The organism is Burkholderia sp. 22PA0106 (assembly GCF_047497155.1).
Taxonomy (GTDB): domain Bacteria; phylum Pseudomonadota; class Gammaproteobacteria; order Burkholderiales; family Burkholderiaceae; genus Burkholderia.
Window position 1 is genome coordinate 467,918 of the sequence record NZ_CP163163.1, and the last position, 23,983, is coordinate 491,900.

Below are 23,983 nucleotides of genomic sequence, written 5' to 3' on the forward strand. Positions count from 1 at the left end.
GCCGCGGCCCGCTGCGATTGAACCCGACAAGAAAAGGGAGCGCCGAGGCGCTCCCTTTTTTCGTGGTGCGCATTCGTTGTGCACACGGCTGGCCGGATCTTGCCCGGCGCGACGACGCTCCTCAACCGGCCGCGACGCTCGCGGCCACGGCGGCCACCACCGGCGCCCAATCGCCCGGCGACGGCTGGCGGAACAGATCCGCGCGCCGATACCACGGGCTGTCGCTACCCGTGAACCAGCGCCAGTCGGCCGCGAACGCGAGCATCAGCCAGAGCGGCTTGCCGAGCGCGCCGGTCAGGTGCGCGACGGCGGTGTCGATCGACACGACGCCGTCGAGGCGGTCGATCAGCGCAGCGGTGGCGGCGAAATCGTCGAGGCCGTCGACGGTACGGATGCGGGCGCGCTGCGGATGCGCATCGAGCGCGGCGCGATCGGCCGGCGACAGGTCGGGCTGCAGCACGATCCAGTCGATACCAGGAATCTCGAACAGCGGTGCGAGCGCGGCGAGCGGCGCGGCGCGGTTTTCCTGCACCTGACGCCGCCCCGACCAGACGATGCCGAGCTTGCGCCGCGACTGCCCGCCGAGCGAGCCGCGAAAGCGTCGCCGCGCGGCGTCAGGCACGCTCAGATATGACGTGGGGGCCGGAATGTCGTCGAAACCGAGGCCGAGCGCATAGGGCAGGCTCAACAGCGAGCACGACAGATCGGCTTCGATACGCTGCCGCCCCTGCGCGACGACCGATACGCGCCACGGCTTCGCGAGCGGCTCGATCAGCGGCAGCAGCTCCGGCTGCACTTCGAGCACGAGCCGCGCGCAGCGCTCGCGTGCGAGCGGCACGAAGCGCACGAACTGCAGCGTGTCGCCGAAGCCCTGCTCGGCGCGCACGAGCAGCGTGCGCGAGGCGATCGGTTCACCGCGCCAGCGGGGCAGCGCTCCGGCGTCGGACACGCCGGGCAGCGCGTGGCGCGCTTCGTATTCGGGCAGGCCGCGCGCGAAATCGCGCAGCGTCAGCAGCGTGACGGCGCGATGCATGCGCGCCAGCGTGTGATCGGGCGCGAGCCGCAGCGCCTGATCGAAGGCGCGCAGCGCCAGCTCGTGCGCGCCGAGCGCATGGTGCGCGGTGCCGAGATTGAGCCACGCCGGCACCAGCGACGGATCGAGGCCCACGGCGCGCTCGTAGCGCGTGCGCGCCTCGCCGTGACGGCCGAGCGCGGCCAGCGCATTGCCGAGGCCGAGCAGCGCGAGCGGGAACGCCGGATGCATCGCGAGCACGGCTTCGAACGCACGGATGGCCTCGTCGTGGCGGCCGATCGCGTCGAGCGTGTTGCCGAGGTTGAAGTGGGCGGCGGCGAAGCCCGGCTCGGCGTCGAGCGCGGCGCGGAAATGCGCCAGCGCCTCGTCGGCCTGGCCGAGCGCGGCCAGTGCCATGCCGAGATTGTTGTGCGCACCCGCATGGCCGGGGCGCAGCGCCAGCGCGCGGCGGAACGCGGCGAATGCTTCGTCGTGACGGCCTAGCGCGTTCAGTGCATTGCCGAGGTTGTTGTGGATCGACGCGTCGCCGGGCGAGAGTCGCAGCGCACGTTCGAACGCGTCGGCGGCATCCTCGTGGCGTTCCTGGGCGGCATAGGCGTTGCCCAGGTTGTAGTGGGCGAGCGAGAAATCCGGCGCGAGCGTCAGCGCGTTGCGGAATCGATCGATGGCGTCGTCGATGCGGCCCAGCGCGCGCAGCGCGTTGCCGAGGTTCAGGTGCAACGCCGCATCGTTCGGGCGCAATGCGACCGCGCGGCCGACCAGATCGGCCGCTTCCTGGTTCTGTCCCTGCTGATGACGCAACACGCCGAACAGATGCAGTGCATCGGCATCGGACGGATTGGCGACGAGTGCGGCGCGGTAGTCGCGCTCGGCCTCCATGAGGCGGCCGGCCCGGTGCGCCGCGAACGCGCGATCGAAAACGGATTCCATGACGCAAAGCTGGCGAGAAAGACGCATTTTCCCATACCGCACGTCGTGCTTGTCCATTTCGGCCATTCGGCCTATGGATGGCGTGCGGCGGCCGGCGTAGACTGGTTTCCGTTCTGAATCGCGGAGGTCGACATGCTTGCCGTTCCGCTGGATATCGCCCCGGTGCTGATCGTCGGCGCCGGCCCCACCGGCCTGGCCGCCGCGCTTGCGCTGGCCCGTGCCAAGGTGCCCGTGCGCCTCATCGATCAGGCCATGCAGCCGGCCCGCCATTCGCGCGCGATCGGCATTCAGGCGCGCACGCTCGAACTGTTCGAGCAGCACCGTATCGTCGAGCCGTTTCTCGCACGTGGCCATCGCGCCCGCGTCGCGCATCTGCATTCGGAAGGGCGGCGCATCGCCGAGCTCGATTTCGATCCGCTGCAAACGCGCTATCCGTATCTGCTGATGCTCGACCAGACGGATACCGAACGCATCCTCGCCGAGCACCTCGCATCGTTCGGGGTCCTGATTGAGCGCGGCGTCAGGCTGGTGCGTATCCGGCAGGACGGCGGCAGCGTGCAGGCCATGTTGCAGCGCGAGGGCGGCGGCGAGGAAAGCGTCGAGCCGTCGTACGTGGTCGCGGCCGACGGCGCGCACAGCACGCTGCGGCATCTGCTCGGCTCCGGGTTCGCCGGGCAGGCCTTCGAGCAAACCTTCCTGCTGGCCGATGTGGCGGCCGAGCCGGGCTGGCCCGACGACGAAATCCGCCTGTACGCCACCCACGAAGGGTTGGCCGGCATGCTGCCGCTCGGCCAGGGGCGCTACCGGATCGTGGCCGACCGGCCGCCGCCCGATGCGCAGGGTGAGGAAGGCGAGGGCGCGAGTGCGCCGTCGCTCGACCTCTGCCGCGCGATCGTGCGCACGCGCATCGACGCGCGGCTGACGATCGACGATCTCGCGTGGTCCTCGTACTTCCACCTGCACAGCCGCATGATCGAACGCCTGCGCATCGGCCGCGTGCTGTTCGCCGGGGATGCCGCGCACGTGCACAGTCCGGCCGGCGCGCAGGGCATGAATACCGGCATTCAGGAAGCGTTCAATCTCGGCTGGAAGCTCGCGCGCGTGCTGACGGGCGGTGCGCCCGAGGGGCTGCTCGACACGTATCACGCCGAGCGCCATCCGATCGAGCGCGACGTGCTGCGGCAAACCAGCTTCATCACGCAGGTCGTGGAGGCCGATCACGGGCCGCTGAAGTTGTTGCGCGAGCATGTGGTGCCGGTGCTGGCTTCGCTCGGGCCGGTGCGCGACGCGCTGCGCCGCTCGGTCAGCGAGCTGGCCGTGCAGTACCGCAAAAGTCCGCTCACGCTCGAACGCGTGCTCGACGGCGGCCCGCGCGCCGGCGAACGCGCGCCCGATGCGCTGCTGCACGTGCTCGACGGGCCGCTCGGTCAGGCGCCCGGCGTGGCGCGGCTGTTCGATCTGCACGATCCGGCGCACTTCACGTTGCTGCTGATCGAGGCGGACGGCGCTTCATCAGCGGCCGAAGCCGCGGAACATAAAGGGAACGGCAAGGCCGAAACGCACGGCGACGGCCCGGCGCTCGCGGCCGCGCTCGACCGCCTGATGCCGGGCGCGATCCGCACCTGGCGCGTGACCGATGCCGGCAGCACGGGCGAGGACGGCGCACCGCCACTCGGCGATGCCTATGGCCATACGCGCGGCTGCTTCTATTTGCTGAGGCCCGACGGCTATCTGGCGGCGCGCGGGCGCAGCGCTTCCGACGGCCATGCGCTGCTCAGGCACTGCGAGACGTGGTTTGCCGCCGTGAACCGGGGCTTGAGGCCCGCGCAATAAGCGCGGCAGGGGGAATAACCGAGGGGGTATGGATACCGGGCGGCAGCGGCAATGCAATCCGCCGCCGCCCGGTATCTCTCACACCGCCAGCGAGGTCGCCGGTTCGAGCGCGGTGCGATGCTTGACGAGCGCCTCGCGCACGATCGGCTCGATCGAGAGGAACGCTTCGCCTTCCGGTTCGTCGAGCGTGGCGAGCAGCGTGCGGCGCATGCGCGGTTCCCAGAAGCGCCGGATGTGATCGGCGATGCCGTCGATGGCTTCGGGGCGATCGGGCATCGAACCGAAGAACGTGCCGATCTGGTTGGCCATCGTGATCAGGTTGTCGACTTTCATCGTGCGTGGCGCCTCACTTGCCCGAGCCGGCCGGCACGGCCGCTTCGCGCTGTTGCAGCAGGTCGATCTGCTCGGCATTGAAGCGCGAATACTGGCGCTGCCATTCCGAGGGCTGCGTGACCGGCAACACCTGCACCGCCGTCACCTTGTACTCGGGGCAGTTGGTCGCCCAGTCCGAGCTGTCGGTCGTGATCACGTTCGCACCCGATTCCGGGAAGTGGAACGTGGTGTACACCACGCCCGGCTGCATCCGGTCGGACACCAGCGCGCGCAGCACCGTCTGCCCCGAGCGCGATTCGATGCCGACCCAGTCGCCCGTGTGGATGCCGCGTTCCTCGGCGTCGTGCGGGTGAATTTCGAGCCGGTCCTCGTCGTGCCAGTGGACGTTCTCGGTGCGGCGCGTCTGCGCGCCCACGTTGTACTGCGAGAGGATCCGGCCGGTGGTCAGGATCAACGGGTAGCGGGTGTTGACCTTTTCCGGCGAGGCCACGAACTGCGTGATCACGAAGCGGCCCTTGCCGCGCACGAAACTGTCGATGTGCATGGTCGGCGTGCCTTCGGGCGCCGCGTCGTTGCACGGCCACTGGATGCTGCCGAGCCGGTCGAGCTTCTCGTACGACACGCCCGAGAAGGTCGGCGTGAGCGCGGCGATCTCGTCCATGATTTCCGACGGATGCGCATAGTCCATCTCGTAGCCGAGCGCGCGGGCCAGCTTCAGCGTCACTTCCCAGTCGGCATAGCCGGCCAGCGGCGGCATCACGCGGCGCACGCGCGAGATGCGGCGTTCGGCGTTGGTGAACGTGCCGTCCTTTTCGAGGAAGGTCGCGCCGGGCAGCAGCACGTGGGCGTACTTCGCGGTTTCGTTCAGGAAGATGTCCTGCACGACGATGCATTCCATCGACGACAGCGCGGCGGCCACGTGTTGCGTGTTCGGGTCCGACTGGACGATGTCCTCGCCCTGGCAGTACAGGCCCTTGAAGCTGCCGTCGAGCGCGGCCTCGAACATGTTCGGGATGCGCAGGCCCGGTTCGGGCTGCAGCGTGGCCGACCAGGCGGCCTCGAACTGCGCGCGCACGGTGGCGTCGCCGATATGGCGGTAGCCGGGCAGCTCGTGCGGGAACGAGCCCATGTCGCACGAGCCCTGCACGTTGTTCTGGCCGCGCAGCGGGTTCACGCCCACGCCTTCGCGGCCCACGTTGCCGGTGGCCATCGCGAGGTTCGCGATGCCCATCACCATCGTCGAGCCCTGCGCGTGTTCGGTCACGCCGAGGCCGTAGTAGATTGCGGCGTTGCCGCCCGTGGCGTAGAGCCGCGCGGCCATGCGCACCTGCTCGGCCGGCACGCCGGTGATCGCCTCGTTTGCTTCCGGCGAGTTCTCCTCGCGGGCGGCGAACGCGCGCCAATCCTCGAACGCGCGCGTCTCGCAGCGCTCGGCGATATAGGCGGCGTCGAACAGTTGTTCGGTGACGATCACGTGCGCCAGCGAATTGATCATCGCGACGTTGGTGCCGGGGCGCAGTTGCAGGTGGTGCTGGGCCTTTATGTGCGCGCTGTCGACGATGTCGATTCGGCGCGGGTCGATCACCACGAGCTTCGCGCCTTCGCGAATGCGCCGTTTCAGGCGCGAGCCGAACACCGGGTGGCCGTCGGTCGGGTTGGCGCCGATCACCACCACCACGTCGGCCTTCGCGACCGAGGCGAAAGTCTGCGTGCCGGCCGATTCGCCGAGCGTCGTCTTCAGGCCATAGCCGGTCGGCGAGTGGCACACGCGCGCGCAGGTGTCGACGTTGTTGTTGCCGAACGCGGCGCGCACCAGCTTCTGCACGAGGTAGGTTTCCTCGTTGGTGCAGCGCGACGACGTAATGCCGCCGATCGAATCGCGGCCGTATTTTTCCTGCAGCTTGCGGAATTGCGAGGCCGCGTAGTTCAGCGCCTCGTCCCAGCTCACTTCGCGCCACGGGTCGGTGATCTTCTCGCGGATCATCGGCTTCGTGATGCGGTCCTTGTGGGTAGCGTAGCCCCAGGCGAAGCGGCCCTTCACGCAGGCGTGGCCTTCGTTGGCGAGGCCGTTCTTGTGCGGCGTCATGCGCACCACCTGCGAGCCCTTCATCTCGGCCTTGAACGAGCAGCCCACGCCGCAATAGGCGCAGGTCGTCACCACCGAGTGCTCGGCCTGGCCGAGGAACGTCACGCTCTTTTCCTGCAGCGTCGCGGTCGGGCAGGCCGCCACGCAGGCGCCGCACGACACGCACTCCGATTCCATGAACGACTGGCTTTCGCCCGCCGACACGCGCGACTCGAAGCCGCGGCCCGAAATCGTCAGCGCGAACGTGCCCTGGGTTTCCTCGCAGGCGCGCACGCAGCGGTTGCAGACGATGCACTTCGACGGGTCGTAGCTGAAGTACGGGTTCGATTCGTCTTTCTTCGCCTTGAGGTGGTTGTCGCCGTCGAAGCCGTAGCGCACTTCGCGCAGGCCCACCACGCCGGCCATGTCCTGCAGTTCGCAGTCGCCGTTGGCGGGGCAGGTCAGGCAGTCGAGCGGGTGATCGGAGATGTACAGCTCCATCACGTTGCGGCGCAGATCCTGCAGGCGGTTGCTCTGCGTGCGCACCTTCATGCCGGCTTCGGCCGGCGTGGTGCACGACGCGGGGGTGCCGCGGCGGCCTTCGATCTCGACCAGGCAGAGCCGGCACGAGCCGAACGGTTCGAGCGAATCGGTGGCGCACAGCTTCGGCACGTGCACGCCGGCCTCGATCGCCGCGCGCATCACCGAAGTGCCGGCCGGCACAGTGACGGCCTGGCCGTCGATTTCGAGCGTGATGTCGGTATCGGCGTGCCGGAACGGCGTGCCGTAGTCGGTATCGTCGAACGGGTCGCGGCGTTGAGCGGCGCTCTTGCAGGCGCAGTTGCCGGAACCGCAGCCGCCCACGGGGGCGGAGGAATCGAATACTTGGGTGGACATGGTTGGGTCTCCTGTCAGGCCGCGGCCTTGGCGGCCGGGGTCGCGGCGCCGGCGAGGCCGAAATCTTCGGGGAAGTGATCGAGGGCCGAGATCACCGGGTAGGGCGTCATGCCGCCCATCGCACACAGCGAACCGGCCATCATCGTGTCGCAGAGGTCGCGCAGCAGGCGCACCTGCCGCTCGGACGTATCGCCGTTGCGGATTCGCGCGATCGTTTCGACGCCGCGTGTCGAGCCGATCCGGCACGGCGTGCACTTGCCGCACGATTCGTGGACGCAGAACTGCATCGCGTATTGGGCGAGGTCGGCCAGGTTCGAGGTGTCGTCGTGCAGCACGATGCCGCCGTGACCTACCACGGCGCCCACTGCCGCATAGGCTTCGTAGTCGAGCGGGATATCCCACTGATGCTCGGGCAGGTAGGTGCCGAGCGGGCCGCCCACCTGGGCCGCGCGGGCCGGCCGTCCGCTGGCCGTGCCGCCGCCGAAATCGAACAGCAGCTCGCGCAGCGTCACGCCGAACGCCAGCTCGACGAGGCCGCCCTGGCGGATGTTGCCGGCCAGTTGGAACGGCAGCGTGCCGCGCGAACGGCCCATGCCGTAGTCGCGGTAGAACGCCGCGCCGCGCGCGAAGATGATCGGCGTGGTGGCGAGCGTGATGACGTTGTTGATGACGGTCGGCTGGCCGTGCAGGCCTTGCAGCGCGGGCAGCGGCGGCTTCGCGCGCACCACGCCGCGCTTGCCTTCGAGCGATTCGAGCAGGGCGGTTTCCTCGCCGCACACGTAGGCGCCGGCGCCCTTGGCCACGGCCAGCTCGAACGCGTGGCCCGAGCCGAGCACGCTGTCGCCGAGCCAGCCGGCCGCGCGGGCACGCACGATGGCTTCGTCGAGCGCCGCGATCGCGTGCGGGTATTCGCTGCGCACGTAGATATGGCCCTGCGTCGCACCCGTCACGATGCCGGCGATGATCATCCCTTCGATCAGGCAGTACGGGTCGCTTTCCATCACGAGGCGGTCCGAGAACGTGCCCGAATCGCCTTCGTCGGCATTGCAGACGATGTACTTCTGCGCCGCCTTGGCCTGACGCACCGTGCGCCATTTGATGCCGGCCGGGAACGCCGCGCCGCCACGGCCGCGCAGGCCCGATTCGATCAGCTCCTCGCAGGCGGCCGCGCCGTCGAGCGTCAGCGCGCGGCGCAGGCCGTCGAGGCCGCCGTGTGCGACGTAATCGTCGATCGACAAGGGATCGGTGATGCCGATGCGCGCGAAGGTCAGGCGTTGCTGCTTCTTCAGGTAGGGCAGGTCGTCGACCACGCCGACGTGCGACGGATGTGCGCCGCCTTCGAGCCAGCCGGCGTCGAACAGCGAGCCCACATCGCGTGCCGATAGATTCGCGTAGCCGACGCGGCCCGCTTCGGTCGCCACTTCCACGAGCGGTTCGAGCCAGAGCAGGCCGCGCGAGCCGTTGCGGACCAGTTCGATCGCCACGCCGCGCGCGGCGGCTTCGGCGGCAATCGCACGGGCCAGCGCCTCGGCGCCCATCGCCAGCGCGGCGGAATCGCGCGGCACGTAAATGCGGACGGGGGCTTGGCTCATGCCGGCTCCTTCGTGGTGGCTTCGGCGAGCAGCGCGTCGAAACGCGCCGGCGTCATGCGCGCGTGCGGTTCGTCGTTGATCATGGCGGCGGGCGATTGGGCGCAGAATCCGAGGCAATAGACGGATTCGAGCGCGACGTCGCCGTGATGCTCGCCGTCGATGCGGCAGCCGGTGCGCGTCTGGGCGTGCGCGACCAGCGCCTCGCCGCCGAGGCTGCGACACGCTTCGGCGCGGCACAGCTGGATCGTCACGCGCGCGGGCGGCGTGGTGCGGAAGTGGTGGTAGTAGGTCAGCACGCCGTGAACTTCGGCGCGCGACAGGTTCAGGGCTTTCGCGAGCAGCGGCACGCAGCCTTCCGGCACGTAGCCGGCTTCATCCTGAATGGCGTGCAGGATCGCGACGAGAGATTGACCGGCGCGCGCATGTCGCGAGACAAGCGCGTCCGCTGAAACGGGGGATGGGGACATCCGTGCTCCTCCAGGTCCTATATGCTCGGCTGTTTCATATGGCCGGGCACTGGCGCTGTTGTTTGATCAGGTGGGAAAGACAATATGCCGTTAGAATCCAGGTCGCAATAAGAGACGAGGTTGCATAAATGATTCGAGTCGAATGCGACACCCATCTGATCGTGCGCGACAGCGAGGGGCGCACCGCCAGCCTGTCCGACGTGGTGCCGTTGCTGGAACTGGTGGCCAGCACGGGCAGCATCGCCCAGGCGGCCGAGGCCAAGGGGCTGTCCTACCGGCACGCCTGGGGTTTGCTGCGGGCGCTGGAAGCGTGCGTCGGCGGCGCGCTGATCGAAACGGCACGCGGCAAGGGCACCACGCTGTCCGAGCTGGGCGCGGCCGTGGTCGGGGCGCAGCGGTTGGTGGGCGAGCGGCTGGGCGGGAACTTGCGGGCGCTCGCGGCCGAGGTGGCCAGCGAACTGAACCGGCGGCTGACCCAGCACCCGGGGGCGCTGCGCATCCACGCCTCGCATGGCTATGCGGTGGCGGCGCTGGTTTCGTCGCTGGTCGACGGCCATGCGCAGGTGGACATCAAGTACCGCGAAAGCGTCGAGGCCGTGAAGGCGCTGGCGCGCGGCGAATGCGATCTGGCCGGTTTTCACCTGCCGCGGGGCATGTTCCGCGAGAACTGCGCGCAGATCTATCGGCCGTGGCTCGACGATTCGCGCCATGTGCTGATTCATCTGACGCGCCGCAAACAGGGCTTGTTCATCCCGCGCGGCAATCCGAAGGGCGTGGTGGGCCTGGCCGACCTGGCGCGCGACGACGTGCGCTTCGTCAACCGCCAGCCCGGCTCCGGCACGCGGATGCTGCTCGATCTGGCGCTGCGCGAGATCGGCGTCGATCCGGAGCGGATCAACGGCTACGCGTCGGCGGAACTGACCCACTCGGCGATCGCGGCCTTCGTCGCGAGCGGGATGGCCGATCTCGGTTTCGGCGTCGAGCCGGCCGCGCATCATTTCGGCCTCGCGTTCATTCCGGTGGTGGACGAGGATTACTACTTCGCCTGCGAGCAGGGCCGGCTCGGCGAGCCGCCGCTGGCCGATGCGCTGTCGCTGTTGCGCGACGAGCCTTACCGCGAGACGGTCGCGCGCCTCGACGGCTATGACCCTGCCGCCTGTGGCGCATTGCTGTCGGTGGCCGACGGCCTGTCGGGCGCGACTTCGGTCTGAACCCGGGCCGCGCGCCGAAACCGCCGGTAATCAAGAATCGGCGGTTTCGGCGCGCGGCCGGTGCACGCCGCGCCCATTTGCGCTACATTTTTCATTTAGCCAACGATCACCAGCCCACGCGCCGCCAACCCGGTGCCCAGACGTCATGAAACTCCTCGCCAATCTCGCCGCCGTCGCCGTGACGGCCGGTGTGCTGTCCGCCGTCGCCTCGCTCGCCTTCGCGCAGAATTCCCCCGGCGTGCCGGGCGGCATCCTGACCGACCAGTTTCATTTCAACGAACATCCGCAGATGCAGTTCGCGGCCTCCGCGCCGTCGAAGAAGTACCAGTCGGGCAAGCGCACGGAAGCGCGCAAGAAGGGCGACATGGGCGACCCGAACGGCTGCAATTTGCAGTGCCCGCAGGACAATTGACCGGGCGGGTGTGCCGGTTCTGATGCGCGTGGGCCCGCTTGCGGGCCGCGCGTTTTTTCATGGTTCTTCTTTCGCTCGGCTTTTCTGGCCGGGCTCGGGCCTACGGATCGGGTGAACGTCCCGCCTCGCACGGCTTTCTCTTCTTCCCCCCTTTCCCGCCTCGCCGATCACACGGTTCCGACACGAGCCTGTCACGAATTCATGACTCCCGACGCGGAAAATTCGCTCGCCTTGCACCATCCCGGGGATTTTCGCGCGCTGCTTCGCTTCGGCGTACATCGGTTCCGCTGACCCGTGACGCTCCATTTTGCTGGTCGTAGTCTCGTCCGGATACCACGCTCCGGAGTTTGATATGTCTTTCGAGATCAACAGCGCCAGCACCAACAGCTGCAATGGCCTGGGTTCGTTGGGCGGCGCCAATTCGTCGGTGCAGAGCCAGATCATCTATATGATCCAGCAGCTCGAGAACGCGATCCATCAATTGCTCGCGCGCATCGGCAGCGGTGACGACAACAAGGTCGGCGGCAGCCCGTCGGGCGCCGGGAGTGGTTCGGGCGGCGGGATGCCGCAACTCGATGCGCAACAACCGGCCGCCACGGGCGGCGGCGCACCGGCCGCGGCGGCCACGCCGAGCGCTGGCGCGGGCACGCCGTCGACCGACGCCGGTTCGGGCACCCCGGCGGCGGCGGCCTCGTCGAACGGTACGCCGGCCGCGACGGCCGCGACGGCCGACGACGCCAGCACCGGCTCGTCGGGCGCGGCACCGGGCGCTGCGGGCATCAGCAACAACGCGGGCGGCGTGCCGCAGGCCGCCGCAACGAGCGGCGTCAGCCCCGATTCGGTCAAGGTCGTCAACACCGGCACTGGCGACGACAAGACCTTCAACGTGACCAACGACACGAACCGGCCGGAGTCGTTCACGTACTCGGTCCAGGGCCAGAACAAGGGCACCATCACGCTGCAGCCGGGCCAGACGGGCAGCTTCAAGGCCAGCTCGGCCGACATCGGCGTGCGCATCTCGCCGTCGGACGCGAACGGCAACACCAAGCCTAACGAAGTGCTGTACGAAGACGGCGGCGCCGACAACGGCCAGGGCACGGGGGCGGGCAACCCCGACATCAGCAAGGTCGACGGCAACAAGGACTTCGGCGGCAACGCCAGCAACATGACCGTCACGATGTCGGACGGCGGCAAGGCGGGCGACGGCGATGCGATCCACGCCTACGCCTACTCGACCGACGACGCAGCCTCGATGGGCCTCGCCGGCAACACCAGCAAGACCGCCAACATCGTGATGTCGAACGCCTGAGCCTCATCACTGCCCGGGGCCGAGCGGCCTCGGGCGAGCGCAACGATTTCACCCCGTCGGGTTCGGCCCGGCGGGGTGAAATCGTTTTGGGGCGGCGAATCCGATATGCGGCATTGCCCGGCGCATTGGCCGAAGCGATGGTAGGTTTTTACGTCGAGCCGGTTGCGATGGCGGCAGCGGCGAGCGAGCCTGGCTCCGGCGCGCGATGCGGCCCTGCGCAGCCCCTTGCGGCGGCGCGGTGCGCGAAGCCGAGGCGCGACAAGGCCCGCCAGCCGTGGCGTTTCGCCTGGTCCGGCGCGATTCGGCGGCCCGATTTCGGCGGGAACGAATCTGGCTCGCTCTCGATGTGATTCCACCCCGACGACCCTGGAGACGCGTGGACCTCTCTTCCGACCTGATCGTCGCCCGCCCCGAGGGGCTGTATTGCCCGGCTGGCGATTTCTACATCGACCCGTGGCGGCCCGTCGAACGCGCCGTCATCACGCATGCGCATGCGGATCATGCGCGTAGCGGGCATCGCCGCTATCTGGCTGCGCAGCCGGGCGTGGGCGTGCTGCGCTCGCGCCTGCCCGACATCGACGTGCAGGCGCTGCCCTACGGCGAGACGCTGACGATCGGCGACGCGCGCGTGTCGCTGCATCCGGCCGGCCACGTGCTCGGCTCGGCGCAGGTGCGTGTCGAGCAGGCGGGGCGCGTGTGGGTGGCGTCCGGCGATTACAAGATCGAGCCCGATCCGACTTGCGCGCCGTTCGAACCGGTGCGCTGCGACACGTTCATCACCGAATCGACGTTCGGTCTGCCGATCTACCGCTGGGAGCCGGCCGCGGCGATCTTCGCGGGCATCGACGCGTGGTGGCGCCATAACGCCGCCGAAGGCCGCGCCTCGGTGCTGTTCTGCTACGCGTTCGGCAAGGCGCAGCGCGTGCTGGCCGGCATCGATCGCGGCATCGGCCCGATCTTCTGCCATGGTGCGGTCGAGCCGCTGAACCGTGCGTACCGGGAGGCGGGCGTCGATTTGCCCGACACGCGGCTCGTCAGCGAGATCCCCGCACGCGACAAGGCCGCGTTTCGCGGCGCGCTGATCGTCGCGCCGCCGTCCGCGCAGGGCAGCGCGTGGATGCGCCGCTTCGGCGACTACAGCGACGCGTTCGCCTCGGGCTGGATGCGGTTGCGCGGCACGCGGCGGCGGCGCGGCGTCGATCGCGGCTTCGTGCTGTCCGATCACGCCGACTGGCCCGGGCTGCTGCACGCGATCGGCGCGACGCAAGCCGGGCGCGTGATCGTCACGCACGGCCAGATCGAGCCGATGGTGCGCTGGCTCAACGAGCAGGGGCTGGAGGCCGGCGCGTTCTCGACCGAGTATGGCGACGAGGCGGCCGAGGCGGAGGGTGCGGCTGCGCAGTTGTCTTCGCAGCCGCTGCCGTCGCAATCTGCGTCTGGGATCGGCAGCGACTCGGAGCCCGAGTCGCAAGGCGCAACGAAATCCGCTTCGCAAGGCGAGCCGCACGCCGAACCGCACGCCGAATCAAAATTTGCTTCGCAATCCGAACCGCAAGGCGAATTGAAGTCTGCTTCGCAAGCCGACCCGCAACCCGCCCCCGTCGAGCATGCCGCGCCTTCACCGAGCCCCCGCCGATGAAACGCTTCGCGACGCTCTACGCCGCGCTCGACGCGACCACCTCCACCCACGTCAAGCTCGACGCGCTGGTCGCCTATTTCTCGGCCGCCGCGCCCGAGGACGCTGCCTGGGCCGCGTATTTCCTGGCCGGCGGCAAACCGCGCCAATCGGTGCCGACACGCCTGCTCGCCGACTGCGCACGCGAGCGAGCCGGGCTGTCCGACTGGCTGTTCGAGGAGTCGTACCAGGCCGTCGGCGATTTGGCCGAAACCATCGCGCACGTGTTGCCGCCCGCCACGCGCGAATCGTCGCTCGGCCTCGCGCAATGGATCGAGACGCGCGTGCTGACGCTGCGCGGCATCGAGCCGGATGTCTTGCGCGCACGCCTCGTCGGTTACTGGGACGAACTGAACTGGAACGAGCGCTTCCTGCTGACCAAGCTGATCGGCGGCGGCTTTCGCGTCGGCGTGTCGCGGCAGCTCGTGGTACGTGCGCTCGCGGCGGTGGCGGGTGTCGATCACAAGCGTATCGCGCAGCGCATGGTCGGCTGGACCGATTCGCGACAGGCGCCCGACGCCGCGCGCTACCTGCGCCTGATCGCGCCCGAAGCCGAGGAGGGCGACGCCGCCGCGCCGCACGAAAGCGATCTCGGCCTGCCGTATCCGTTCTTCCTCGCGCATCCGTTGCAGGCCGATCCCGCCACGCTCGGCCCGATCGGCGACTGGCTCGTCGAATGGAAATGGGATGGCATTCGCGCGCAACTCGTCAAGCGGGCGGGGCGCGTGTGGATCTGGTCGCGCGGCGAGGATCTGCTCACCGAACGCTTCCCCGAACTTGTCGCGCTCGGCGAGGCGCTGCCCGACGGCACCGTGATCGACGGCGAGATTCTGGCGTGGGAGCCGGGCGCGGCCACGCCGTTGCCGTTCGCGCGCTTGCAACCGCGCATCACGCGCAAGACGCTGACCAAGCGCATCCTGGCCGATTCGCCGGCCGCGCTGCGCGCCTACGATCTGCTCGAATTGAACGGGCGCGACTTGCGCACCACGCCGCTCGTCGAGCGGCGCGCGCAACTGGAGGCGCTGGCGCGTGCGCTGTCCGCACCGAAGGCCGACGGCGTTGCCGATGGCGACGCTCACGCCGTGCTGCGGCTCTCGCCGCAAGTCGTCGCGCCCGACTGGCCCGCGCTGGCCGCGTTGCGCGAGGAAAGCCGGGTGCGCGGCGTCGAGGGACTGATGCTGAAGGAGCGTGCGTCGAGCTACGGCGTCGGACGCACCAAGGCGTCGGGCACCTGGTGGAAGTGGAAGACCGACCCGTATGCGATCGACGCCGTGCTGCTCTACGCGCAACGCGGCCACGGCCGGCGCGCGAGCCTGTACACCGATTTCACGTTCGCGGTGTGGGACGAGGCCGACGGCCAGCGCACGCTGGTGCCGTTCGCGAAGGCCTATTCGGGGCTGACCGACGAGGAGATGCGCCAGGTCGACGCGATCGTGCGGCGCACCACCATCGAAAAATTCGGCCCGGTGCGCAGCGTGACGCCGTCGTTGGTGTTCGAGATCGGCTTCGAGGGCATTCAGGCGAGCCCGCGGCACAAGTCGGGCATTGCGGTGCGGTTTCCGCGCATGTTGCGCTGGCGCACCGACAAATCGATCGACGACGCCGATACGCTCGACATGCTGAAGGGCTTCCTCGACGAGGTGCCGGCATGAGCGACGCTCGGGAGCCCATCGAACCGGGCAGCGGGGCGGCCGCCAAGGCTGCGGAGCCGAGCAAGCCGACCGAACCGACCGAACCGACCGAACCGACCGAACCGACCGAACCGACCGAACCGACCGAACCGACCGAACCGACCGAACCGATCACGCCACGCCGCCGTGGCGCGCCGCGTCCACGCGCGATTCCGCGCACGCGCGCCGCACAGGCGCAGCACGACGCAGCAACTGCCGAAGCGTTTCATCCAACACCGTTCGCGCCTGATGCCGTGCACTCCGCCACGCCGATCGACACACGTATCGCCGCATGGTTCGCCGCGCAGCGCCGTGAGCCGTTCGATTTCCAGCGCGAGATCTGGCGGGAAATCGCGCGCGGCGCAAGCGGCCTGCTGCATGCGACGACGGGTGCGGGCAAGACGTGGGCTGTCTGGATCGGCGCGCTGGCCGCGTTCGGCAGCGAGCCGGCTGCCAAGGCCAATCCGGCTACCCCGTCAGGCACCCGGCGCGCCACGCTGCCCGCGCCGCTCACGGTGCTCTGGATCACGCCGATGCGTGCGCTCGCGGCCGACAGCGCCCGCGCGTTGCAAGCCGCCGTGATCGATCTGTCGGTGCCCTGGACGGTCGGCCTGCGCACCGGCGACACGCCGTCCGCCGAACGCGCGCGGCAGGACCGGCGCATGCCGTCCGCGCTCGTCACCACGCCCGAGAGCCTGTCGCTGCTGCTGAGCCGCGCCAACGCACGCGAGACGCTCGCGCACCTGCGGCTGGTGGTGGTCGACGAATGGCACGAACTGCTCGGCGGCAAGCGCGGCACGCAAACCCAGCTCGCGCTCGCGCGGCTCGCCGCATGGCGGCCCGAGCTGCAGGTCTGGGGGCTGTCCGCGACGCTCGGCAACCTGCCGCTCGCCTGCGACGCGTTGCTGCACCCGGTGCGCACGCCGCGCGTGGTGGTGCGCGGTGCGGTGCCGAAGCGGTTGGTGGTCGATACGCTGATCCCCGATACCATCGAGCGCTTTCCGTGGGGCGGCCATCTCGGCACGCGTCAGGTCGGCGCGGTCGCCGACGCGATCGACGCGGCCGCGAGCGCGCTGGTGTTCACGAACACGCGCGCGCAGGCCGAGCTCTGGTATCTGGCGCTGCTCGAACGGCGGCCCGACTGGGCCGGGCTGATCGCGCTGCATCACGGCTCGCTCGACAGGCAGGTGCGCGACTGGGTCGAACTCGGCCTGAAGGCGGGCCGGCTGAAGGCGGTGGTGTGCACGTCGAGCCTCGATCTCGGCGTCGATTTCCTGCCGGTCGATCGGGTGTTCCAGGTTGGCTCGCCGAAGGGCGTCGCGCGCCTCATGCAGCGCGCCGGCCGCTCGGGGCACGCACCGGGCCGCACGTCGCGCGTGACCATCGTGCCGACCCATGCGCTCGAACTGGTCGAGGCCGCCGCCGCCCGCGAGGCGATCGGCGAGGGGCGCATCGAGGCGCGCGAGATGCCGCTGAAACCGCTCGACGTGCTGGTCCAGCATCTGGTGACGGTGGCGATCGGCGGCGGCTTCACGCGCGACGCGATGCTGGCCGAGGTGCGCAGCGCCTACGCCTACCGCGACCTGAGCGACGCCGAGTTCGACTGGGCGCTCGCGTTCGTGGAGCGCGGCGGCGGCTCGCTCGGCGCGTATCCCGACTATCACCGCGTGGCGGCCGATGACGACGGCATTTATCGCGTGCCGCGCGACGAACTGGTGCGCCGTCATCGCAACAACATCGGCACGATCGTCGGCAACGCGACGATGCAGGTCGCGTTCCTGTCGGGCGGACGGATCGGCGCGATGGAGGAAGCGTTCGTGTCGCGGCTGAAGCCGGGCGACGTGTTCATGTTCGGCGGCCGCGCGCTCGAACTGGTGCGCGTGCGCGACATGACCGCCTACGTGAAGCGCGCCACGTCCACGCGCGGCGCGCTGCCGCAATGGGCCGGCAGCCGGATGCCGCTGTCGTCCGAGCTGGCCGACGCGGCGCTCGTGATGCTCGCCCGTGCCGGCGACGGCATCTACGACGAGCCGGAGATGCGCGCAGTGCGGCCGCTGCTCGAATTGCAGGCGAACTGGTCGGCGCTGCCCGCGCCGGGCGTGCTGGTGGCCGAAGCGATCCGCACGCGCGAGGGCCATCACTTCTTCTGCTATCCGTTCGCCGGCCGCACCGCGCATGTCGGGCTCGGTTCGCTGATCGCGTGGCGCGTCGCGCGCGACCGGCCGAGCACGTTCTCGATCTCGATGAACGATTACGGCTTCGAGCTGCTGTCCGCGCAGCCGTTCGACTGGCGCGCGCTGATCGACGGCGGGCTGTTCTCCACCGACGATCTGGCGCACGACATCCTCGCGAGCCTGAACGCGTCGGAGCTGTCGGCGCGGCGCTTTCGCGAGATCGCGCGGGTCTCGGGGCTGGTGTTCCAGGGGCATCCGGGGCAGCAGAAGAGCGCCCGGCAATTGCAGGCGTCGAGCGGTTTGTTCTACGAAGTATTTCGCAAGCACGACAGCGGCAACCTGCTGCTTGCTCAGGCCGACGAGGAGGTGCGGGTGCAGGAACTCGAACTGGGCCGGATGCGCGCCGCGCTCGAACGGATGGGCGCGAGCCGGCTGGCGTTGAGCACACCGAAGAAACCGACGCCGTTCGCGTTCCCGCTGATCGTCGGGCGGTTGCGCGAGAAGGTGACGACCGAGACGCTCGCCGATCGCGTCGCGCGAATGCTCGCCGATCTGGAAAAGGCCGCTACGCGCGGCGCACGCGGAGGCGGACCATGAAGGCCGACGCGCTGACCATCGACCTGTACGGCCACGCGCTCGTGCTGACCGCGCAACGGGCCGCGTTCGATCCGGCGCGCGGCTGCCTGTTCGTGGCCGATGCGCATCTCGGCAAGGACGCCGTGTTTCGCGCGCGCGGCATTCCGGTGCCGGCCGGCTCGACCAACGAAACCTTCGCGCGACTCGATCGGCTGATCGCCACCTATCTGCCCGAGACGATCGTGTTTCTCGGCGATCTGCTGCACGCGCGCGAATCGCATGCCGACGACATGCTGACGCCGCTGCGTGCCTGGCGGCGCGCGCATCGCGGCTTGCGGCTCGTGCTGGTGGAAGGCAATCACGACCGGCACGCGGGCGAACTCGCGGCGGAGTTCGAGGTGGAAACGGTGGCCGGCCCGTATCGGCTCGGGCCGTGGGCGCTGTGCCATCACCCGCAGGAAGTCGATGGCGCCTATGCGCTGGCCGGCCACGAGCACCCGATGCTGCGCCTGTCGGGGCGCGGCGATCATGCGCGGCTGCCGTGCTTCCGGTTCGGCGAGCGGCTCGGCGTGCTGCCCGCGTTCGGCGCGTTCACGGGCGGCTACGACATCGGCACGGCGCGCTCGCGCGACCGGCTCTACGTGATCGGCGGTGATCGCGTGTTTCGCGTCGGGCCTTGAGGCGTTGCGCTATACGGCGACGAGGTCCGCCGCAAGCGCGCCGAGCCGGGCGATCGCGCGCTCCAGCTCGGGGCGCCAGCGGTAACCGGCATTGACGCGCAGGCAGTCGTCGAACGCGCCGTCGATGCCGAACAGATGCCCGGGCGCCACGCCGATCCCTTCGGCACGCGCCCGCTCGAACAACGCACGTGTGCTCGGCTTGCGCGCGCCGTGCCCCGGCAATTGCACCCACAGCACGAACCCGCCGGCCGGCTCGCTGACGCTCGTGCCCGCCGGGAAGTGCCGCAGGATCGCCTCGCGCAAGCTGTGCTGCTGCGACTGGAGGGCCGCCTTGAGCCGCCGCAGGTGCAGCGCGTAGCCGCCGCTCGCGAGCAGGTCGGCCACCACGGCCTGCTGCAATTCGGCGGTGGCCATGCTCGTCGTGAACTTGAGCGCCTTGACGCGCTCGGTGTAGCGGCCGGCCGCGATCCAGCCGAGCCGCAGGCCGGGGCACAGGCTCTTCGAGAAGCCGCCGCACAACAGCACGTTGCCGGCCGTGTCGAACGCGCGCGCCGGGCGGGGCCGCGTGTCGCCGAAGCAGACGTCGCCGAAGATGTCGTCCTCGATCAGCGGGATGCCGCGCGCGGCCAGCAGGTCGACCAGCGCGCGCTTGGCGGCGTCCGGCGCGACGCTGCCGACCGGGTTGTTGCCGTTCGCGATGGTGACTACCGCCTTGACCGGCGCGCGGTCGAGCGCCTCGGCCAGCGCGGCCAGATCCATGCCGTCGCGCGGCGCGCACGGGATCGGCAGCACGGTCAATTCGAGCGCGCGCAGCATCTGCAGCAGTCCGAAGTAGGTCGGCGATTCGACCGCCACCACGTCGCCGGGCCGCGTGACCGCGCGCAGCGCCAGGTTCATCGCCTCGACGCAGCCGTTCGTGACGATCAGTTCGTCCGGATCGAGTTCGCACGCGTATTGCAGCGCCTGGCGCGCGATCTCGTGGCGCAGTTCGGGATAGCCGGTGCCGCGCACGTAGGCGCCGAGCAGGTCCTGGTGGCGATACGCGAGGCGGCGCAGCAGCACGCCGAAGCGCTCGACCGGGTACAGCGAAGGCTCGCCGGCCGCCAGATCGAGCTGGAATTCGCACGGCGCGCCGACCATCGCCAGGTGGTCGCGCGCCTGGGCGTCGAGTTCCGGCAGCGGCGCGGCCCAGCGCGTGGCGCGGGCGACATCGGCGGCGGGCGCGGCCACGAAATAACCCGAGCGCGGCCGCGCGCGGATCGCGCCCTCGGCTTCGAGCCAGCGCAGCGCCTGCAGGGCGGTCGTCACGCTGACGCCGTGCTGCGCCGCGAGCACGCGTACCGACGGCAGGCGGCTGCCGTCGGCGAGGCCGGCCTGCGCGATGCCGTCGCGCAGTTGCCGGCCGAGTTGCTGATATCGCGGGAGCGGGGCGGAAGCGTCGGGCATCGTCGAGGTGTCGGGCTTGGCGGGGCGGTCGTGTGAATCTGTTATGTAACAGATCGCGCACTGTTGTGTATAGGCGCACGAGGGGGCGGGTGACACCATCGGTGCTCGTTCCCGGTGCCATGGTGCCGGGCATCACCGACAGCGCGACTCGCGAGGACCCCCATCATGAAAGCCGACAACTTCTCTTTGCCACGCTACGTCGAGCGGCTCGGCTACCACGGCCCGTTGGCGGCCGACAGCGCGACGCTGACCGCGCTGATGCGCCATCAATTGTTCGCCGTGCCGTTCGAGAACCTCGACGTGCAGGCGCGGCGCCATGTGTCGCTGGTGCCGGAGGCGATCGTCGAGAAGATCGTCGAACGGCGGCGTGGCGGCTATTGCTACGAGGTGAACGGGCTGTTCGCGATGGCGCTCGACGCGCTCGGCATTCCCTATCGCTTCGTTGCCGCGCGGCCGATGTTCTACCCGGTGCGCCGGCCGAAGACGCACATGGCGGTCGTCGCGACCGTCGACGGCGCCGACTGGCTGTGCGATCTCGGTTTCGGCAGCTACGGGATTCGCGCACCGATGCGGCTCGATCGCCTCGGCATCGAGATCGCGCAGGACGCCGATACGTTCCGGCTCGACGAAGCCGGCGCGGACGGCTACCTGCTGCGCGCGCTCGTGAACGGCGAGTGGGCCAGCCAGTACGCGTTCGATCTGTCGCCACAGGAGTGGGTCGATTTCGCCCCGGCCAACCATCTGAATTCGACGCATCCGGATGCGGTGTTCGTGCAGCGGCTGGTGGTCGTGCGCTTCGACTCGCGCGGGCGCACGATCCTGTTCGGCGATTCGCTGAAGACCATCGCGGATGGCGTCGTCACGCAGCGCACGCTCGGGCGCGACGAAACGGCGGACGTGTTGCGGCAGACGTTCGGCCTGGAGGCGGAGCCGGAAGCCGTGGCGGGCTGACGTCACGCGGTGGGCGGGCAGGGACGCGGCCGATGGATCGACAGACGCCCGCCAATCCCGGACAATACGCGGCCCTTCTCACGCACCCGCCCGACACAGGCCAGATGACTTTCGACAAGTGGATCCTCGCGGTAACGCTCGGCTGCGCCGCGCATGCCGCCTCGGCGGCCGGTTACGGCTTCTCGCTGACTTCGCAGCAAGACTGCCCGGGCCTCGACCGTTTCACGTCGGACCATCGCGTCGGCGACGTCATGACCGAGCTGCGTGCGTTGCCGCACGACGTCGAGGATGCCAACCCGGCCAACCAGAGCGCCTGCACGCCGCACTACGGCGCTTATCTGCAGAGTTCGAAATCGGGGCCGAGCTGCCGGATCTTCGGCGACGACGCGCTCGGCGTGGCGCTGTTCGGCATGGAGGATTCGCAGACGAAAAACCTGATGGGCAACGGCGCGCTGCTGTATTTCCTGGCCGATGCGGCGGGCGCCCCGGAGCGCGTGGCCAAGCGCCTGCGCGCCGAAGGCTTCGCGCGCCTGCCGGACGCCGATTACCCGAGCCTGATCGGCCGCAAGCTCACGGCGAGCGAGCAGCTCGACATCTATCGCAAGGGCGACCTGCTCGTCACGCTCAATCGCGACCTCAAGCAGCATCGCCTCTCGGCGATGATCTCGGATCGCTCGATGCTCCAGGTCGTGAATCGCGACGAGGCAAGCTGCGCCAAGTGAGGCGCGCATCGCGCTGGCGATGCGCAATAAAAAACCCGCGAAGCCTGACGCTGCGCGGGTTTTTTGTTGCTGCGGGCTGCGGGTACAGCCGGGATGTCGGGTGGTGGAGACGGCGGGAATCGAACCCGCGTCCAGAAGCGGTCCACGACCAGTTCTACATGTTTAGTTCTATCTTTTGATTTAACCGCCACGTCGCGGACGAACACGCTACGAGACGGCGATCCACTAAGTTTTCGACCCTACCGTCGTGGCGCCGGCAGGACTTAACTGACGTAAATGACCTCTGTCGGTATTGCTACCGGTCTTGCGACACTAGCCCGTCAGTGAACTAGGCAGAGGACGGCGGCCGTTAGGCTGCCAGTGCGAACGTATCGTCGTTTGCAGTTACGATTTTCCCATTGATTAACGAGGTGACGGGTCCTCGACATGCCCTAGCCGCTTCGCAACCCCTGTCGAAACCAGGTCGCCCCCACGGACCTGACATTATAGCGCAACATTGCGCAGAAGCTCGCGCAGCGCGTCGGTCGTGGCCGCCAGATGCTGCGCCTGCCAGTCGGCCGGCGCCACGCCGTCGCCGCAATAGCCGAACGCGGCGGCGATGGTGGCCATGCCGGCGGCCGTGCCCGCCTGGATGTCGCGCAGGTCATCGCCCACATACACGATCCGTTCCGGCGCGATGTGCATCAGCCCGGCCGCATGCAGCAGCGGGGCCGGGTGCGGTTTCGCGTGCGCGGTGGTATCGCCGCAGACCACGCACGCCGCGCGCGGCGTGAGCCCCAGCAGCGCCACCAGCGGCTCGGTCAGGCGCGTGGCCTTGTTGGTCACGATGCCCCAGCGAACGCCGCGCGCATCCAGTTCGTCGAGCAACGCGGCGATGCCGGGGAACAGCACGGTCTTCACGCAGATCGCGGCCGCGTAATTGGCCAGGAACTCGATACGCATCGCCTCGTAATCGGGCGCATCCGGCTTGATGCCGAAGCCGCCGCCCAGCAGCCCGCGCGCGCCGGCCGAGGCCAGCGGGCGCAGCAAGTCGAGCGGCGTTTCGGGCAGGCCGCGTTCGCGCTGCATCTTGTGGACGGCGCCGGCCAGGTCGGGCGCGGTATCGGCGAGCGTGCCGTCGAGATCGAACAGCACCGCGTCGCAGGCGGCGAGATTCGGCAAGGCAGGCGCGGCGGACGGGGAGGGGGACGTGCTCATGCGGTCGGACGAAATCGGAATGGGCGCTTACGCGTGACGGCGGCAGGCGACGATATAGTTCACGTCGGCATCGTTCGACAGCGAGAAGCGCTTGCCGAGCGGGTGATAGGTGATGCCGCGGATTTCCGCGATATGCAGATCGGTGGCGCGGATGAATCCGGCCAGCTCGGACGGCTTGATGAAGCGCGCGTAATCGTGCGTGCCCTTGGGCAGCAGTTGGGCGATGTATTCGGCGCCGATCACGGCCAGCAGGTAGGCTTTCACGTTGCGGTTCAGCGTGGAGAAGAACACCCAGCCGCCCGGCTTCACGAGCGCCGAGCAGGCGGCCACCACGCCGCCCGGCGACGGCACATGCTCGAGCATTTCCATGCAGGTCACCACGTCGTAGCTGCCCGGTTCGCGTTCGGCGATGGCTTCGGCGGCAATCGCTTCGTAATCCACCGTCACGCCGCTTTCGAGGCTGTGCAGATCGGCCACGCCGAGCGCTTCGGTCGACAGGTCGATGCCTTTGACCTGCGCGCCGAGGCCCGCCATCGATTCGGACAGGATCCCGCCGCCGCAACCGATGTCGAGCACGCGCTTGCCGGCCAGGTGCGCATGCGAGTCGATCCAGCCCAGCCGCACCGGGTTGAGATCGTGCAACGGTTTGAACTCGGCGTTCGGATCCCACCACTTGTGGGCGAGATCGCTGAATTTCTGTAGTTCGTGCGGGTCGGCGTTGGTCATGTCGTCAAGCGGATAACGCGTAGAGGGAGCGAGCCCCGAGTATATAAGCGGTGCGCCATGGCTGCCACCAAGTGGCCGGCGGCG

At 69.2% G+C, this 23,983-nt stretch carries 17 protein-coding genes, 1 other RNA gene and 2 pseudogenes; 11 read left to right on the forward strand and 9 right to left on the reverse strand.

The features are described 5' to 3' along the window. Window positions 1–121: 121 nt before the first annotated feature. On the reverse strand, window positions 122–1,963 hold the full coding sequence (locus tag AB4850_RS17015; RefSeq protein ID WP_414444194.1) for a tetratricopeptide repeat protein: 1,842 nt from the start codon (window positions 1,961–1,963) through the stop codon (window positions 122–124). A 132-nt stretch (window positions 1,964–2,095) separates the two neighbouring features. Between AB4850_RS17015 and AB4850_RS17020 the strand changes: the two are divergent. Then, window positions 2,096–3,460 (forward strand): annotated as a pseudogene (locus tag AB4850_RS17020) (FAD-dependent monooxygenase); the annotation flags it as partial. A gap of 69 nt (window positions 3,461–3,529) precedes the next feature. Beyond that, window positions 3,530–3,796: pseudogene (locus AB4850_RS17025) on the forward strand (hypothetical protein); the annotation flags it as partial. 78 nt (window positions 3,797–3,874) lie between these two features. Here the strand turns inward: AB4850_RS17025 and AB4850_RS17030 are convergent. Genes AB4850_RS17030 through AB4850_RS17045 form a run of 4 tightly spaced genes read right to left on the reverse strand, consistent with a single transcriptional unit; the run spans window position 3,875 to window position 9,150 of the window. Next, complete coding sequence (locus tag AB4850_RS17030) at window positions 3,875–4,129, reverse strand: formate dehydrogenase subunit delta (RefSeq protein ID WP_414444195.1); 255 nt, start codon at window positions 4,127–4,129, stop codon at window positions 3,875–3,877. Window positions 4,130–4,142: 13 nt separating this feature from the next. Further along, window positions 4,143–7,091: a formate dehydrogenase subunit alpha gene (fdhF, locus tag AB4850_RS17035; protein ID WP_414444196.1), complete on the reverse strand. Its 2,949-nt coding sequence runs from the start codon at window positions 7,089–7,091 to the stop codon at window positions 4,143–4,145. Window positions 7,092–7,105: 14 nt separating this feature from the next. Then, a complete protein-coding gene (locus AB4850_RS17040; protein WP_414444197.1) occupies window positions 7,106–8,683 on the reverse strand; it encodes a formate dehydrogenase beta subunit in 1,578 nt (525 codons plus the stop codon). After that, entirely contained in the window at window positions 8,680–9,150 is a 471-nt protein-coding gene (locus AB4850_RS17045) for an NAD(P)H-dependent oxidoreductase subunit E (protein WP_414444198.1), read from the reverse strand. The genes AB4850_RS17040 and AB4850_RS17045 overlap by 4 nt, the downstream gene beginning before the upstream one ends. Window positions 9,151–9,278: 128 nt before the next feature. On the opposite strand from AB4850_RS17045, the gene AB4850_RS17050 reads away from it, so the two are divergent. From AB4850_RS17050 to pdeM, 7 genes are all read left to right on the forward strand, one after another. Then, entirely contained in the window at window positions 9,279–10,361 is a 1,083-nt protein-coding gene (locus AB4850_RS17050; protein ID WP_414444199.1) for a substrate-binding domain-containing protein, read from the forward strand. Window positions 10,362–10,506: 145 nt separating this feature from the next. Beyond that, on the forward strand, window positions 10,507–10,773 hold the full coding sequence (locus tag AB4850_RS17055; RefSeq protein WP_414444200.1) for a hypothetical protein: 267 nt from the start codon (window positions 10,507–10,509) through the stop codon (window positions 10,771–10,773). A 352-nt stretch (window positions 10,774–11,125) separates the two neighbouring features. Further along, window positions 11,126–12,082 (forward strand): hypothetical protein, encoded by a 957-nt coding sequence (locus AB4850_RS17060; protein ID WP_414444201.1) that lies wholly within the window; start codon window positions 11,126–11,128, stop codon window positions 12,080–12,082. Window positions 12,083–12,458: 376 nt separating this feature from the next. Next, the gene (locus tag AB4850_RS17065) at window positions 12,459–13,721 is read left to right on the forward strand and encodes a ligase-associated DNA damage response exonuclease (RefSeq protein WP_414444202.1); all 1,263 of its coding nucleotides are present in this window, start codon (window positions 12,459–12,461) and stop codon (window positions 13,719–13,721) included. Beyond that, window positions 13,718–15,409, forward strand: a complete 1,692-nt coding sequence (locus tag AB4850_RS17070) for an ATP-dependent DNA ligase (protein WP_414444203.1) — start codon at window positions 13,718–13,720, stop codon at window positions 15,407–15,409. The genes AB4850_RS17065 and AB4850_RS17070 overlap by 4 nt, the downstream gene beginning before the upstream one ends. Continuing rightward, window positions 15,406–18,198, forward strand: a complete 2,793-nt coding sequence (locus AB4850_RS17075) for a ligase-associated DNA damage response DEXH box helicase (protein ID WP_414444204.1) — start codon at window positions 15,406–15,408, stop codon at window positions 18,196–18,198. The genes AB4850_RS17070 and AB4850_RS17075 overlap by 4 nt, the downstream gene beginning before the upstream one ends. Continuing rightward, the gene (gene pdeM, locus AB4850_RS17080) at window positions 18,195–18,857 is read left to right on the forward strand and encodes a ligase-associated DNA damage response endonuclease PdeM (RefSeq protein WP_414444205.1); all 663 of its coding nucleotides are present in this window, start codon (window positions 18,195–18,197) and stop codon (window positions 18,855–18,857) included. Before AB4850_RS17075 ends, pdeM begins: the two co-directional genes overlap by 4 nt. Before the next feature lie 9 nt (window positions 18,858–18,866). Here the strand turns inward: pdeM and AB4850_RS17085 are convergent, their stop codons facing one another. Continuing rightward, entirely contained in the window at window positions 18,867–20,303 is a 1,437-nt protein-coding gene (locus tag AB4850_RS17085) for a PLP-dependent aminotransferase family protein (protein WP_414444206.1), read from the reverse strand. A gap of 165 nt (window positions 20,304–20,468) precedes the next feature. Here AB4850_RS17085 and AB4850_RS17090 point away from each other — a divergent pair, with 165 nt between their 5' ends. Continuing rightward, entirely contained in the window at window positions 20,469–21,254 is a 786-nt protein-coding gene (locus AB4850_RS17090) for an arylamine N-acetyltransferase family protein (RefSeq protein WP_414444207.1), read from the forward strand. A 104-nt stretch (window positions 21,255–21,358) separates the two neighbouring features. Then, window positions 21,359–21,976 (forward strand): hypothetical protein, encoded by a 618-nt coding sequence (locus AB4850_RS17095; protein WP_414444208.1) that lies wholly within the window; start codon window positions 21,359–21,361, stop codon window positions 21,974–21,976. A 101-nt stretch (window positions 21,977–22,077) separates the two neighbouring features. Here AB4850_RS17095 and ssrA read toward each other — a convergent pair. The 3 genes from ssrA to ubiG all read right to left on the reverse strand — a co-directional run bounded on the left by ssrA (window position 22,078) and on the right by ubiG (window position 23,899). Beyond that, window positions 22,078–22,447, reverse strand: a transfer-messenger RNA (tmRNA) gene (gene ssrA, locus AB4850_RS17100). A gap of 12 nt (window positions 22,448–22,459) precedes the next feature. Next, a complete protein-coding gene (locus tag AB4850_RS17105) occupies window positions 22,460–23,173 on the reverse strand; it encodes an HAD-IA family hydrolase (protein ID WP_414444209.1) in 714 nt (237 codons plus the stop codon). Window positions 23,174–23,200: 27 nt separating this feature from the next. After that, entirely contained in the window at window positions 23,201–23,899 is a 699-nt protein-coding gene (ubiG, locus tag AB4850_RS17110) for a bifunctional 2-polyprenyl-6-hydroxyphenol methylase/3-demethylubiquinol 3-O-methyltransferase UbiG (protein ID WP_414444210.1), read from the reverse strand. Window positions 23,900–23,983 lie beyond the last annotated feature (84 nt).

Excerpts from the sequence above, each read along its gene's own strand:
- fdhF (WP_414444196.1), bottom strand. The coding sequence starts at position 7,091 with ATGTCCACCCAAGTATTCGATTCCTCCGCCCCCGTGGGCGGCTGCGGT.
- ubiG (WP_414444210.1), bottom strand. The coding sequence starts at position 23,899 with ATGACCAACGCCGACCCGCACGAACTACAGAAATTCAGCGATCTCGCC.
- pdeM (WP_414444205.1), top strand. The coding sequence starts at position 18,195 with ATGAAGGCCGACGCGCTGACCATCGACCTGTACGGCCACGCGCTCGTG.
- AB4850_RS17060 (WP_414444201.1), top strand. The coding sequence starts at position 11,126 with ATGTCTTTCGAGATCAACAGCGCCAGCACCAACAGCTGCAATGGCCTG.
- AB4850_RS17055 (WP_414444200.1), top strand. The coding sequence starts at position 10,507 with ATGAAACTCCTCGCCAATCTCGCCGCCGTCGCCGTGACGGCCGGTGTG.
- AB4850_RS17030 (WP_414444195.1), bottom strand. The coding sequence starts at position 4,129 with ATGAAAGTCGACAACCTGATCACGATGGCCAACCAGATCGGCACGTTC.
- AB4850_RS17095 (WP_414444208.1), top strand. The coding sequence starts at position 21,359 with ATGACTTTCGACAAGTGGATCCTCGCGGTAACGCTCGGCTGCGCCGCG.
- AB4850_RS17045 (WP_414444198.1), bottom strand. The coding sequence starts at position 9,150 with ATGTCCCCATCCCCCGTTTCAGCGGACGCGCTTGTCTCGCGACATGCG.
- AB4850_RS17050 (WP_414444199.1), top strand. The coding sequence starts at position 9,279 with ATGATTCGAGTCGAATGCGACACCCATCTGATCGTGCGCGACAGCGAG.
- AB4850_RS17040 (WP_414444197.1), bottom strand. The coding sequence starts at position 8,683 with ATGAGCCAAGCCCCCGTCCGCATTTACGTGCCGCGCGATTCCGCCGCG.
- AB4850_RS17105 (WP_414444209.1), bottom strand. The coding sequence starts at position 23,173 with ATGAGCACGTCCCCCTCCCCGTCCGCCGCGCCTGCCTTGCCGAATCTC.
- AB4850_RS17085 (WP_414444206.1), bottom strand. The coding sequence starts at position 20,303 with ATGCCCGACGCTTCCGCCCCGCTCCCGCGATATCAGCAACTCGGCCGG.
- AB4850_RS17075 (WP_414444204.1), top strand. The coding sequence starts at position 15,406 with ATGAGCGACGCTCGGGAGCCCATCGAACCGGGCAGCGGGGCGGCCGCC.
- AB4850_RS17090 (WP_414444207.1), top strand. The coding sequence starts at position 20,469 with ATGAAAGCCGACAACTTCTCTTTGCCACGCTACGTCGAGCGGCTCGGC.
- AB4850_RS17070 (WP_414444203.1), top strand. The coding sequence starts at position 13,718 with ATGAAACGCTTCGCGACGCTCTACGCCGCGCTCGACGCGACCACCTCC.
- AB4850_RS17015 (WP_414444194.1), bottom strand. The coding sequence starts at position 1,963 with ATGGAATCCGTTTTCGATCGCGCGTTCGCGGCGCACCGGGCCGGCCGC.